General features: G+C 60.7%; 10 protein-coding genes. 7 read left to right on the plus strand and 3 right to left on the minus strand.

The window, feature by feature from the left end; genetic code table 11:
• The coding region (locus F6X53_RS32910; protein ID WP_210386392.1) for a hypothetical protein at positions 1-754 on the minus strand (754 nt) is incomplete at its 3' end.
• An 879-nt stretch (positions 755-1,633) separates the two neighbouring features.
• Here F6X53_RS32910 and F6X53_RS17790 point away from each other — a divergent pair.
• From F6X53_RS17790 to F6X53_RS17805, 4 genes are all read left to right on the plus strand, one after another.
• A complete protein-coding gene (locus F6X53_RS17790; protein WP_238295966.1) occupies positions 1,634-3,922 on the plus strand; it encodes a peptidase domain-containing ABC transporter in 2,289 nt (762 codons plus the stop codon).
• A gap of 71 nt (positions 3,923-3,993) precedes the next feature.
• Positions 3,994-5,322: an HlyD family type I secretion periplasmic adaptor subunit gene (locus F6X53_RS17795; RefSeq protein WP_238295967.1), complete on the plus strand. Its 1,329-nt coding sequence runs from the start codon at positions 3,994-3,996 to the stop codon at positions 5,320-5,322.
• A 30-nt stretch (positions 5,323-5,352) separates the two neighbouring features.
• Positions 5,353-7,146, plus strand: coding sequence for a tetratricopeptide repeat protein (locus tag F6X53_RS17800; RefSeq protein WP_151001540.1), 1,794 nt, complete (start codon positions 5,353-5,355; stop codon positions 7,144-7,146).
• A gap of 115 nt (positions 7,147-7,261) precedes the next feature.
• Positions 7,262-7,498: a hypothetical protein gene (locus tag F6X53_RS17805; protein WP_151001541.1), complete on the plus strand. Its 237-nt coding sequence runs from the start codon at positions 7,262-7,264 to the stop codon at positions 7,496-7,498.
• A gap of 350 nt (positions 7,499-7,848) precedes the next feature.
• Here F6X53_RS17805 and F6X53_RS17810 read toward each other — a convergent pair whose 3' ends face one another.
• Entirely contained in the window at positions 7,849-8,103 is a 255-nt protein-coding gene (locus F6X53_RS17810) for a helix-turn-helix transcriptional regulator (protein WP_151001542.1), read from the minus strand.
• Between the two features lie 711 nt (positions 8,104-8,814).
• Here F6X53_RS17810 and F6X53_RS17820 point away from each other — a divergent pair.
• The 3 genes from F6X53_RS17820 to F6X53_RS17830 are packed head-to-tail and all read left to right on the plus strand — an operon-like array spanning position 8,815 to position 10,729.
• Positions 8,815-9,051 (plus strand): hypothetical protein, encoded by a 237-nt coding sequence (locus F6X53_RS17820; RefSeq protein ID WP_151001543.1) that lies wholly within the window; start codon positions 8,815-8,817, stop codon positions 9,049-9,051.
• Entirely contained in the window at positions 9,032-10,273 is a 1,242-nt protein-coding gene (locus tag F6X53_RS17825) for an HNH endonuclease (RefSeq protein WP_151001544.1), read from the plus strand. The genes F6X53_RS17820 and F6X53_RS17825 overlap by 20 nt, the downstream gene beginning before the upstream one ends.
• A 3-nt stretch (positions 10,274-10,276) precedes the next feature.
• On the plus strand, positions 10,277-10,729 hold the full coding sequence (locus F6X53_RS17830; RefSeq protein ID WP_151001545.1) for a hypothetical protein: 453 nt from the start codon (positions 10,277-10,279) through the stop codon (positions 10,727-10,729).
• 498 nt (positions 10,730-11,227) lie between these two features.
• Here F6X53_RS17830 and F6X53_RS17835 read toward each other — a convergent pair whose 3' ends face one another.
• Entirely contained in the window at positions 11,228-12,439 is a 1,212-nt protein-coding gene (locus tag F6X53_RS17835) for a CAP domain-containing protein (RefSeq protein ID WP_151001546.1), read from the minus strand.
• Positions 12,440-12,681 lie beyond the last annotated feature (242 nt).

The raw sequence follows: 12,681 nt of genomic DNA on the forward strand, positions 1-12,681 counted from the left end.
CGGTGGCTCCCGTCGCACCCGTAGCTCCGGTGTAACCCGTGGCTCCGGTGGCTCCGGTCTCGCCGGTGGCACCCGTCGCACCCGTGGCTCCGGTGTAACCCGTGGCTCCGGTGGCTCCGGTCTCGCCGGTGGCTCCCGTCGCACCCGTGGCTCCGGTGTAACCCGTCGCTCCGGTTGCTCCGGTCTCGCCGGTGGCTCCCGTCGCACCCGTAGCTCCGGTGTAACCCGTGGCTCCGGTTGCTCCGGTCTCGCCGGTGGCTCCCGTCGCACCCGTGGCTCCGGTGTAGCCCGTCGCACCCGTCGCTCCGGTCTCGCCGGTGGCTCCCGTCGCACCCGTGGCTCCGGTGTAACCCGTGGCTCCGGTTGCTCCGGTCTCGCCGGTGGCTCCCGTCGCTCCGGTGTAACCCGTCGCTCCGGTCGCACCCGTCGCACCCGTGGCTCCGGTGTAACCCGTCGCTCCGGTTGCTCCGGTCTCGCCGGTGGCTCCGGTCGCACCCGTGGCTCCGGTGTAGCCCGTCGCACCCGTCGCTCCGGTCTCGCCGGTGGCTCCCGTGGCTCCGGTCGCACCCGTGGCTCCGGTGTAACCCGTCGCACCCGTCGCTCCGGTCTCGCCGGTCGCTCCCGTGGCTCCGGTGTAACCCGTGGCTCCGGTCGCGCCGGTCGCACCCGTGGCTCCGGTGTAGCCGGTGGCACCTGTCGCACCCGTAGCTCCGGTCGCACCCGTGGCGCCGGTCGCTCCTCTCGTGGTGCTCACAGAGGCAGCGCTGGTAAACAAGAGGCTTGTATTGGCCGTCTGATCGCCAAGGCTAGTAGAAACGAATGAAACATTATTTTGCGTACTGGTCGAATAAGTTAATGAAACAATATTACCTGGAGTACCGTTCGCGTCGGATGGCGCCGGATTCCCCCCGCCACCACCCCCAGTTTGCGCGTTTATGTTCGCCAGATCTTGGGCGTAAAACACGTAATTCCCAGCCGGCATGTCAGTAGTAAACGTAAAGCCGCCGGTGCCGGACGGACTGCCAGGCTCAAGATTCGCAAAAGCTGAAATTGTACTTCCGAGAAGAACATAATTATTACTAAGACTGTTATCTGGTAAGATCGTTCTGGAGTAAAAATAGATTACGTCACCACCCTTAGAGGAAGTACCGTTAAACCTGACCACGCCGTCTGTTTCAGTCGTTGCCATAGCCAGGGTTCCCTTACTAACGGGTGTCTACTTGGGAGCGTCCGCTGCGCCCACAAATCATGATCCTGCCCGCAATTGCTGCAGCCTGATCTATTCTCCATGTGTCTAGTCCGCAGGACCGAGCTGCCGCCATATGCCAATGGTTATACAGTTCTCAACCATCGTTTTATGAGACGAGCGAACAGTTGCATCCTTCAGCTGCCCTGCAGGTGGGGCTGCGGCTGGTACGGAAGTGGACGCGTATCGCAATCAGGAGTGCGCGCCGCACGGATGTCGCTTGGTAGTCCAAACCCATGATCTATTGAATATATAACGATAGATGTATGGCCGCGCACGCTTCGATGCTCCATACGAGAGTTCCCGACGCGGACTGCCAACCTCCACGCTCACGTGCAACGGCGCGCAGAGTTCGCGGTTAAGATCGTACGCGTGGAGTTAAAGTCCTTGAGCGTTCCCTCTGATCCTCATCTCCCGGATACGCGTAAAGGTCCCTTTGCATTCGAAACAGCCTGCGTAGCCACTCCGGGCAGCGAAAAACCTGAAGCAAGCATTTCAACGCAATCGCGTCTACGAGCCGTCACCGCGGTTGCGCATCATTATGGCACGGAGCTCGATCATTTAGAGTTCCGGTCTGACCGGAACGAAATCGTTCCCTCCCCTGCATCTCTAGTAGCCTGGGTTCGAGGCGCGGGCCTGTGGGCGAAAGCAACCCGTGTTCGCTGGCGGCAGCTCCTTCGGCTCGAAGAAGGGGCACCAGTCGTCCTTCTGCTGGCCAATGGTGGTGCTGCACTCCTAACGGGGCGCAATCTTGAAAAGGGTGTTGCATTTATCGCGAACCCACTCACGCCAGAGCAGGCCCCCATTGCAGTTGACGAACTGCGGCTGTCGCAAGTTTGGCAAGGTGACGTACTGCTGATTCGGCGTGAACGGAGAACGACCCTCGACGAGGCGCCATTCTCGTTTTCTTGGCTCATGCAACTCGTTTTGCGCGAGCGTCGCAATCTCCGCGAAGTCCTTGTGGCTTCGCTGAGCATGAGCGTACTACAGATCCTGCCGCCATTCCTGACGATGGCGGCTATTGACCGTGTGATGACACACCACACGCTCTCGACGCTGGCACTCATCTCGTTGATGCTGGTGCTGGTCACCGGATATGAGACGCTCCTCGGTTACGCTCGGCGCGAAATCGTCGAAGTGATGTCGACACGGCTTGACGCGCGCATCAATGTTCATGTTTTTCGTCGTCTTCTCGCGCTTCCGGTCGAGTTCTTCGAAAGAACCCCCACCGGCGAGACAACTCACAAAATTTCTCAGATTTTCAAGATCCGAGATTTTTTGACGGGCAAGCTTGTGAGCACGATACTAGACGTGTTCACGCTGCTCATTCTTCTACCGTTTCTTTTTTGGATGAGCACGGCACTGGCCTGGATGGTTCTGGCTGCTTCATTCTGCATAGGGTTGACGGTCCTCTGGTTCCTCCCCGCTATACGCCAAGTATATGCTCAGTTAATTGCCGCCGAGGTAAAGAAGGGCTCGCTGCTCGTGGAAACCGTGCACGGCATGCGTACGGTCAAATCGCTAGCCATTGAGGAAACTCGCAAGCAGGAATGGGACGAGCGGGTCGCAGAATCTGGTCACGCCCGCCTAGCAGCTGGCCGGATCGCCAACTGGGCGCAAACCGTCACCACTCCGCTAGAGCGGTTTGTCGACCGCGGTGTGCTGATGTGCGGCGCCTACATCGTTCTCGTGGCGCCGGCAGGCACAACCGGGATCACAACTGGCAGCTTGATCGCTTTTATGATGTTGGGTGGACGGGTCGCGAGCCCTCTCATAGGCCTGGCGAAGCTGACTCAGGACATTGAGGAGGTTCGTACGTCAATCTCGCAGGTCTCGGAAGTCCTCAACCATCCAACTGAAACGGCGGCAACGCGGGGTGGTCTGCGGCCGAAATTCTCCGGCCAAATCACGTTTGATGACGTGAGCTTTAGGTATCCCGGCTCCCAGGCGCTGGCGCTCAATCGCGTCAACTTCAGCATTCCAGCAGGGACGATGCTCGGCCTGGTCGGGCGCAGCGGTTCGGGCAAATCGACCATTGCGCGGCTACTTCAAGGCATCAACCGTGATTACAGCGGCCGGCTCAAGATCGACGGCTCCGACCTGCGCGAAATCAACTTGACACATCTCCGGCGCAGCTTCGGAGTGGTCATGCAGGACAACTTCCTGTTCCGAGGGACGGTACGAGAGAATATCATCGCGGGTCGTCCAGGGCTGACCCTGGACGATGTGGTCCAGGCAGCCCGCATGTCAGGCGCAGAAGAATTCATCGAGCGGCTGCCGCATGGCTACGAGACCTGGATTGAAGAGGGGTCGGCCAATTTGTCAGGCGGGCAGCGTCAGCGGCTCGCGATTGCACGCGCCCTAATTGTCAATCCGCGTCTCCTGATTCTCGATGAGGCCACGAGCGCGCTCGATCCGGAAAGTGAGGCTCTGGTCAACGCCAATCTCCTTCGAATTGCCAAAGACCGCACCATGGTGATCGTCTCACACCGCCTCTCGTCTCTGGTGGATTGCGACCAAATCCTAGTCATGGACAAAGGAGCCGCGATCGACGTAGGTCCGCACGATGAACTTCTCGAACGCTGTGCTATTTATCGGCAGCTGTGGCAGCAGCAAAATAGGCATTCGGAACGAAGTCGTCAGACGCAGCTTAAATCCATTGCGGCTGGGGAATAAGTAGAATGGCTAGCGGTGCTCTCAGCCTATGGTCCGGCGGGCAAGCGCGGCGCGCAGACGAGGCGGCAGCCTTGGCGCTGCTCGAATTTCAATCTCCGACGGCTGCACTGCTGGAAACCCCGGTCAAGCCCGCGGCTCGAAGCATGCTATGGGTTATCGTGACGCTAATCGTAACGTCGGGGGCAGTCCTGGATCTGCTCCCAATCGATATGGTGGTCACAGGCGCCGGGCGCGTTGTCTCTACCGAGCCAACTGCCGTCGTACAGCCACTTGAGACAGCCATTGTCCGCTCGATCTACGTCCATGAAGGCCAAATCGTGCGGAAGGGGGATCTTCTCGCCGAGCTCGATCCGACTTTCTCCAATGCTGATGCCAGCGCGCTCGAGTCGCAGGTCCAGAGTCTTCAAGCGGAGGTTGACCGCTTGAACGCTGAAACGTCTGGACGATCATACACCCCAAAAACCTCGGATGCCGCGGCAGCCGTTCAGATTGCGTTGTACGGGCAGCGGCAGTCACAGTACCGATACCAGATGGAGAGCTTCCACCAAAAAATCAGCGGCCTTCAGGCTCAGCTGACCCGCGCCGAGCACGATGTGAAGGCTTTCAGTCAGAGAGCCGATATTGCTTCTGTTTTGGAGTCAAAACGGCGTGAGCTGGAACGCTTGCAGGTAGGAAGTCAGATGAACCGACTCGTTGCGCAAGATCAGCGCATTGAAATGCAGCGCAACCTAACGGACGCAACCGGGACGGCTGAACGTGCGGGACGCGATCTGAAGCAGATGATGGCGGAGCGAGACGCGTTCGAGCAACAGTGGAAGACGCAAATCAATCAAGAACTGACACTCCGCTCACGCGCCCTAAATGACGCCAAGGAAGGACTGCGGAAGGCCTCGCTACGACGCCAACTCGTCGAGTTGCGTGCGAAACAAGATGCTGTGGTTCTCAATATGGCGAGAGTTTCGGTCGGCTCGGTCATGCAATCTGGTGAGCAGTTCATCACGCTAGTTCCCACAAATGCTCCGCTTGAAGTTGAGACCCGCATAGCAGCAGAGGACGCCGGCTATGTCCAACTTGGACAGAGGGTCACGGTGAAGTTCGACACGTTCCCATTCGTACAATACGGCCTCGCCGAAGGCTTCGTTCGCACCATCAGCGCTGACAGTTTTACTGGCGCGCAGGAAAATCAGCGTGGGAGTGTTGGAGGGCAAGGCCAGCAGACTGTCTGGTACAAAGCCCGGGTCACCATCGACAACATTAAGATGCATGGCGTGCCGGGCGGTTTCGAGATGAAGCCGGGAATGCCCATCACTGCCGATGTCAAAGCTGGCGAGCGCACACTTCTCAAGTATCTCTTCGCGCGGATCCTCCCAGTCGGCCTCGAGGGAATGCGGGAACCTTGAAGCGCCGAAACCCACCGGATAAAAGCGTTCATGAGCTTCGTTGATCGCCTGATCGCTCCTTTATCGTCAGCGGCTCGCTTACGGAACGGGGTCAATTTGCTCGAGCGTGGGCGAGCAAAGGAAGGCGTCGCAGAGATCGCGCACGCGGCGCGCTCTGGCTCAAGCGAAGCGCAGTATCGGCTGGCGCAATGCTATCTCGACGAAATCGGTGTTCCGCAAAACGTCATAGAGGCGGTTCGGTGGTTGACCGCTGCTGCGGGACAGGGGCACGTCGACGCTCAGTTTCGCCTGGCGCTGATCTACGCCAGGGGTGACATCTCTGAGAGTTCTGTTGCCAACACGCCGTCGACTCTCTTCTCACATGAAGATCCATCTCAAGCAGCTGCGAAAGAGCCCGATTTTTGTACGGCGATGATTTGGGGTCGTCGGGCGGCTGAGAGTGGATCGTCTGAAGCGCAGGCACTTCTCGGCTATATACTCGCATCCGGCCCATTGGCGTTACGCGACTTAGCGGAGGCGGAAACGTGGTACCAGCGCTCTGCAGATGCAGATTGCCCGCAGGGATCTCTTGGCTTGGGAATGCTGCGTCTGCAGACCGCGACGGACGATGACAGCCAAACCAAGGCAGCAAGTGCCGTCGCTAAAGCCGCCGCCGCAGGTTTACCGAATGCCCTGACTCTCCTAGGTGCCCTGACACAGGTCGGTATCGGCGTAGCACGTGACTTGCCGGCCGCGGCCCAGCTGTATCGAGAGGCAGCGGAGAAGGGCATTCGTTCCGCACAAACCTGCTGGGGTCTAGCGCTGCTGAATGGGGAAGGCGTCGAGCGGAATGTCATTCTCGGCGAGACCTGGCTGCGCCGAGCTGGGTTGGGGGGCGACGCACACGCGGCGGCGTTGGTTGGCTTTCTCCATGCGAAGGGTGGTGACCTCGCGCCCAACTATGTGGAAGCTGTCACGTGGCTCGAGCGCGCGGCGGAACTGGGACACGCCGGAGCGGCGAGAGCGTTGGGCCAGTTGCATCTTGTCGGGGCGGGCGTTGATATCGATCCCAACGTAGCAGCTCATTGGCTCCGGCGGGCGGCGGAGATGGGCAATGAGGCCTCGCAAGTCGATCTCGCAAATCTCATTCTGAGCGGTCAGGGTGAACCGGAGGATCATGCCAAGACGCGTCATTGGTTCGAGCGTGCGGCTGAGCAAGGCGACTTAACTGCGGCGTTCAATTTGAGCGTGTGTCTCGCACAAGGAGTTGGAGGAGCTCGGAACGAGCGGGAAGCCGCGACGTGGCTGAGACGAGCGGCCGAAGGTCTCCCAACTGCACAGTTCTGGTATGGCCGGATGTTAGTCGAAGGACGCGGCGTGCCAAGCGACGAAGCCGAAGGTCGTATCTGGCTTAGCCGAGCGGCTGAGGGCGGATTGGTCGACGCACAGGTTATGCTGGCGGAGATGCTCGTGAATGGACGCGGCGGTGAAAAGGACCATCAGCGCGCACTCGACCTGTTCCGGAAAGCGGCACAGCAAGAGCATGTGGGCGCGATGTTTGCGCTCGGAGCTCTGTATGATGGGGGCCATGACATCCCGGCCAATCCCTGGCTCGCTCAACAGTGTTTTCGGGAGGCAGCAGAACGCGGTCATGCGCGCGCACAGCTGCTCGTGGGTCAGTACCTGGCCCGAGGCTTGGCGGGCTTGCGCGATGAGTCCGAAGCTCGCCGCTGGTTTGAGGCCGCGCGTGACCAAGGCGTTGACCAAGCGTCTCTAGAGCTAGAGCGGCTTGTGACGCGAGCGAAGCCGGACGGCGATGATGAGCGCGCAGTTTCAGCGGCTTAGTCACCGTCAGAAGCATCGGAATCGCCGCTTCCCGCAAATGGGGGCACTGGCACTCGGTTTGTGTTTTTCTGCCGTTCCCGTATCGTTAGCCCCTCAAGAAGGGAGTCAGAAGCGCATGAACGGCTGGATGGTCAGGGTGACAGTTCCCGGTGAGCCGCCTTCTGTAAGGTTCTTCGCCGTTGCCGAAGGCGAGCCGAAGCGCGCCCTCTTCTTGGTGAACACAGCGATCAATGGCTCGCCACCTCGCGATAGGATTGAGACCGTAAAAGAGCTTTCCTCCGCCACATTGGAGGGGATGGGGCTGAAGTCTGACGAAGTCCGAGACGTTACAAGCAACCCGCCGGATCATTGAATCTGGAGCGTGCGGCCTTTGTAGATTAATTATTGAATGACGACCGATCAGCAACCTAGCCGATCGGTCGCCTTTTTCGTTGATCGAGTGAGTGATTTCCCTAAGACGTGCGGCGCTGATTAAGTCTCCTCGGCAAATTAAACCTTAAGCACTTAAGGGCGGCCCTCTTATGCTGGAGCGATCCGTCTATTCGTGACGGTGCTCGCAGTTCCCGAGAGCTGCAACCGCGGCATGTCTCCGAAATGTCATAGCGCAGAAGCGCCGTAGCATTTCGAGCCCGGGCACAGGGCCGCCCTCATTGCATCATACAAGTGCGGGGGAATGACTTGCTTGCGCGCGGGCTCTCCTCTTCAAGTCCTCGCCCCGGCGGTTCGTCGGTCCCGGAATCGAACGCCAGCTCCTCCGCCGTTCTCAGGTATGAACTCGATGCCTGCGGCTTCGAGCGCACGTGTGATATCGGCAATGGTGCGGTCATAGGGCGTGCGCTTGCCTACTTCAAAGTCGACCAACGTTTTCTTGGAAACCGATGACACTTCGGCCAGCCGGTCTTGGGTCCATTCAAGGAGGGCACGCGCGGCGCGGCATTGATCCCGCGTGATTGCCATTTTTGTATAACCTATCTCTTTTGTGGTTGACTAACGGAAGGAAGAATTGCACTTTTAGGGCGACATATATCAGATGGGAATTCCCAATGTCGTGCCGCCGCCCTCTCTCCTGGTCTGTTGCCATACGCGATCTCCGTGCAGATCGCATTGCATTCGCTCCAGGTGAGCGCGTCGCTCACTGCCGTGAGCAGGCTTTCATAAAGCTGGCCGCTGATCGCGCCCGCACTTCGGCCCATTCTCATTCGCTGGCTGTCTCAAACAGCTATGACCTCCGCGCCATCATGTCAGCGGCGATCACCGCAGCGAAGGCTCGTCGCTCAGTCACAGGCGAGCCCTGGAACATCTGCCTCTCGGCCGCTCTCAAAGGAACCTGGCAGGCCGCTAAGGCCGCGCGCCGCCTTGCGCTCTATCTTGAGCAACACGAGGCTCAGCGGGATAGAGATCCTCGATCTCGCCTGACGGCCCGCTCCATGAGCGCGGAAGGACGGGAAAACCTAGCTTCGTCGGGTCGCGGTCAATCATCGCAAAATTCAATGCGCCAGCCGGAGCAGGATCCGAAGCTGCGCCGCTCTGAAGTCTTGCCGGAGCGACCCCGATCCCGCCCGGCAGAGGCCTTCGGCCCAGTCCCGACCCCGCGCTGAGACAAAAGCTTGGGCGGTCAGAGCACCGCCGCACACCCGCCTCCAAATCCTCCGACCCACGAGGCACCTCATGCCCGAGAAACGACTGCGCACGCGCGCGGCTGATCCCGCACGCTCAACCGTCTCTTCCTTAGGTCTCCAAGCGAAGCTCGTATCCTGCGAGGACGACGCCGAGCTCAAGGCCCTCATCGAGCGCTACGAGCAACTTATCTCTGACTGGGAGAGCCTGTCCTATCGCGCGATCAAAGCTCTGGCCAACCGCTCGACCCCCAAGCCCAAGCGCCACGATGCCCTTCGTCATCCCTGAAGATGTCGGCACCACGCCGCGCGGCTCCCTCTCCGCGCGTCGCCGACTACAGGCCTGGGAGCGCACGAGCGGCACCTGTGTCGTCTGCAACCAGCGCATCGACGGGGTCCGTGAGCGCTGGATCGTTGAGCATATCCGCGCCCTCGAACTCGGCGGGGCCGACGCCCTTGAGAACATGGGGCCGGCGCATGAGATCTGTGGTCGGGCAAAAACACGCGACGATCATGCCCGCACCGCGCGCGCCAAGCGTCAGAAGCTGCGCCACCTCGGGGCCGCCCTGGCCGCCCATCCTCTGCCCGCCTCGCGCGCCAGCGCGTTCAAGCGAAAGGTCAACGGTACGGTCGTTCGCCGTGACCACGTCATTCCCGTTCAGATCGACGTCGACGCCGGCCCGAGAGCATCCGACGTGGAGGCGGCCCGTCCCGTACCCGATCCTTCTTGGGGGAATCCCTTGTTGAAGCCGAGAGATCGCCTTTGTACCCACGCGACACCATCGACTATAGAGAACGTGTCAGGAACAGCGGATCCAATGACAATTCGACAGACAGATGCGAAGCCTGCACCGGCTCATGGTGCTCAGGCTGATCTGAGCGCCTCGGGCGAGATCATGCCGGCGATCCCGCAGCACCTTGACTTCTTGTTCGCCGACCGCCCGCTTCTCCCCGGTGAAAACGCGGAGCAATACGAAGCGCTCCTGCGAATCATCATTCAGCAGGTCAAGCCCTCAGACGTCATCGAGGCGATTTGGGTGAAGGACATCGTCGACCTGGTTTGGGAGGCGAAACGCCTCCGTCGCTGGCGGAGCCAAATTCTGAACCAGGGACGGCTAGAGGCCGGCACAGCGCTGATTCTGCCGGTCATTGAGAACGAGAATCATAACCCCTTCACGTCGAAGTCTGAACACCAGCGAGAGGCCACAACTCTCGCATTCGGGTGGCTTCAAAACAGTAAGACTGAGACCGCAGCGATGGAGCGAATGCTCCAAGCGAGGGGGCTCACACCGGCGGACGTCACCGCTCAGGCTTTCCAGTTGAGACTCTCCGAAGTCGAGCGGGTGGAGCGCATGATCGCTTCCACTGATCACCGGCGGGACACGCTCCTGCGCGAGGTCGAGCGCAGGCGGGCAGGCTTCAGCCAGCAACTGAGGAACGCGGCCGCGGAGGTTATTGACCTCGACTCTCCTGCCCACGAGGCAGGCGCTACCTTGACCGCCCCTATCTGAGCCATGACGACCGAGCGTGCTATCCGCGCCAATCGTCAGAATGCGCTGGCCAGCACCGGTCCGCGCACGGCGGCGGGCCGGACGCGCTCCGCCCAGAACGCGCGCAAACACGGCCTCGCTGCCACGGATCCCAACCCTGACGCGCCGGAGGAGACCGAGCATCTCGCGACGCTGATCGCGGGCGCGCACGGTGGTGATGCCGCCATCCTGGATGCGGCTCGCGCCGTCGCCGAGGCGCAGTTTCACCTCCGGCGCGTTCAGGCGTTCAAGGGCACCCTAATCCGAGAAGAAGTTCACGCTCTGCAGGCCGAAACAGGCACAGACATCGCATCGACCCTTTTCCCTTCTGCGGACCTCCTCCAGAAGCTCGCGCGCTTGGAGCGATACGAGCGGCGGGCGTTCTCGCAGCGGAAATCTGCAGTGCGGCGCTTCGCGGCACTGATCTGTCGATTGTAACGCTTACCGGCGAAGATATCAGCACCTTGAGATGGGCGGCCACCTGTCTGTGCGGCATCACGGGGCATCCTGCGACAGACCGATTTGCAATGCGCCCTGAGCCGTCCAGCCTTTCTGAACATGGCCGGAGACAAGCGGCACGCTGGTGTAAAGTGCAGCTGTCAATAGGCCGCCTGATTAGACGGATCTCAAATGACGGCTCTCGCCGGTCAGCACGTTGCGGTGGGCCGCTGCTCCCATCGACTCACCTCAGGCGTCATCGGACAGCGAAGGCCGTACCCACTCAGGCTGGGTCATAGTCGTTACATTCATCGGTCCAGAGAGGCGTACGGAACTGATCTATGTTTTGCGCTGGGCCCAGCGTGAGGTCGGTGTAGAGCTGTGCCTGCGATGTGAAGCGGCACTCCGATCAGGGGCGGGGACCCACCGGATGGAGCGCAACGGGGGAACGGTATCTCTAAGGTTGGCTGGCCCCCGGCCGAACCGGGGGCCTTGTCGTCAGAGGATAAAGTCACCGTGTCCAAAGTGATGCACACCGAGCGTCTGGATCGCATCGGTATGGGCGTTCACATCACCGGAGAGGTACGCGTCACAGCCATGTGAACCCTGATCGGCCACGTGGGTGTTTGTGTCAGTATGCGTCCAGCCGGACTTCTCGGTCACATGGGAGAAGTCCCAACCGTGATCACGGCCGCCGTGAGCCTTGTCGAACACGAAGCTGTGGCCGTGGCCGTGGCCGTAGGCGATATCGTTACCCGGGGTGTTTCCGCCAGTGGTCTGACCATCAGCGGAAGGCGTTGGCGTCGGGGTAGCTGTGGTCGGAGTGGTGGCAACCGGCTCGGCAGTCGTGGTCGGTGCCGTGACAACCGGGTCAGCAGCCGGAGTCGGAACAGCCGCGTCGTGGGTTGGAGTGGCAACAACCGGCTCGGTGCTCGTGGTCGGTGCCGTGGTAACCGGGTCAGCAGCCGGCGTGGTATCAGCCGCGTCGTGGGTCGGAGTGGCGGCAACCGGCTCGGTGGTCGTGCTCGGTGCCGTGACGACCGGGTCAGCAGCCGGGGTGGTGTCAGCCGCGTCGTGGGTCGGAGTGGCAACAACCGGCTCAGTGGTCGGTGCCGCGGTAACCGGATCAGCAGCCGGAGTCGGAACAGCCGCGTCGTGGGTCGGAGTGGCAGCAACCGGCTCGGTGCTCGTGGTCGGTGCCGTGGTAACCGGATCGGTGGGCGCCGGAGCTGTGCTCACCGGAGCGGTGGCCGTGCCTCCCACATCATTCGCCTCCGCGCGCTCAGCGGCGTTCGGCGTACCGAAATCCTCCGTCACGAAGACGACATTGTAGCCACCAATCACGCCTTCCTTCAGGCCGATCCCAACCTCCTCGAACGATCCATTGATGATGTTCGCGTAGTGGCCGGGTGAATTCACGAGGTTGGTGTGCAACTGCTGGATGGTGGCCTCATCCATTCCGCCGCTGACGTAGGCGATGTTCTCGCCCCAGCCCTGCGCACCGTAGCCCGCATCCGCCACGCGATCACCGGGGGAGGAGCCGTTCACGCCCGTGTGGGAGAATGTGTCGGTCTGGTCCATCCAGGCGCTGTGCGCGTCGGAGGCATCCAGGAGTTCGCCGTCGAAGGTGAGAGGCTTGACCCCAGCGCTGGCGCGGGTCTGGTTGATGAGGTCGAGGAAATAGGTTTCGAGATTGGTCGGTGTAGCCATTCGTACAAATATTCCCTGATAATGTTCTTAGGCTATAGTTCTTAACTAACGTTATTGCTTTTCATTAATCCCTGGATTGCACGGCCGTGCTTGGCAGGTCAATGTATTGAGGCGTACGATTGCTACTGGGTTGACGGCTCTATCCTACCGACGGTGCCCGGGCGGAACCACAAGGAGACTGCCTCTCACAGAGCCATTCGCGGGTAGCCCGACACGGCGGGGCCTAGGCCGCGGGGTTGGTC

It is taken from the genome of Methylobacterium soli, assembly GCF_008806385.1.
GTDB classification, from domain to species: Bacteria; Pseudomonadota; Alphaproteobacteria; order Rhizobiales; family Beijerinckiaceae; genus Methylobacterium; species Methylobacterium soli.